Origin of the sequence: Frankia sp. AgKG'84/4 (assembly GCF_023242965.2) — a bacterium.
Lineage (GTDB): Bacteria > Actinomycetota > Actinomycetes > Frankiales > Frankiaceae > Frankia.
The window spans coordinates 1-1,008 of the sequence record NZ_JALKFU020000825.1; the positions used below are offsets into that span (position 1 = coordinate 1).

The following is a 1,008-nucleotide window of genomic DNA, read 5'->3' on the forward strand; positions in this document are numbered from 1 at the left end:
GCACCGGCGACGGCGGCGTGGAGCGCGGCGCTGGACGTGCCCACCAGCCCGCTGCGCGCGGTCGCGGCGGACGGCCAGGGCCGCGTCCTCACGCACGCGGACGGCGGTTGGGAACCGCCCGCCGACCTCGCCCGCTGGCTTCGCCAGATCGACGCGCACACGACCGCGGTGCTCGCGGTCAGGGGCGCCGGCGGGATCGCCGCCGTCGTCAGCCTCACCGCCGCGGGGGACCGAGCCCCGTTCACCGACGCCGACCTGGAGTTCCTGGGTGAGCTCGCGGCGCGCGCCGGGATCGCGTGTGTCCGCCTCGAGCGCTTGCGAGCCGTCCACGGTGATGTCACCGAGCTGCGTGAGACGTTGCGCGGCGCGCCTGCCGCCGTGCCGAGTGGGCTGCAGGTGGCGACCCGCTACCTGCCGGCGGGCGCCGACGGCGACGCGGGCGGCGAGTGGTCCGACGTGATCGATCTGGGCGCGGGCCGGTACGCCCTGGTGATCGGCGAGGCGCGGGGACGCGGGGTGGCGGCGGCGGCCGCGATGGGGCAGCTGCGCGCCGCGGTCCGGGTCTGCGCCCGGCTCGACCTGCCGCCCGGCGAAGTGCTCGCGCTGCTCGACGGCATCGTCGCGGACCTGCCGGGTGAGCAGGTCGCCACCTGCATCTACGGGATCGCCGAGATCGACACGGGCGTCCTGACGCTGGCCAGCGCCGGGCATCCGCCGCCGCTGGTCATCGCCCCTGACGGTCTGGTGTCGCGGCTGTACCTGGCGGTCGGTTCCCCGCTCGGTGTCGCCCGCGGCGACCTGACCGGGCCGGCCGACGCCACGGAATACACCGTCCGCCTCGGCCAGGGATACCTCCTCGCGCTGTTCACCGACGGCCTGGTCCGCGGCGGCGGCCGGGCGGCCGACGCCGGCGTGTCCGACCTCGCGGCGGTGCTGGCCCGCGGTGACGGTCCGCGGGCGGATCTCGACGCGCTGGTCACCGCCGCCTGCGTCGGCCTTGGCCGGGAC

1 protein-coding gene is annotated in these 1,008 nt (G+C 77.3%); it reads left to right on the forward strand.

All coding sequences use genetic code 11. From position 1 onward, the window contains the following. On the forward strand, positions 1-1,008 hold a 1,008-nt coding region (locus MXD58_RS25480; RefSeq protein WP_250610221.1), incomplete at both ends, for a PP2C family protein-serine/threonine phosphatase.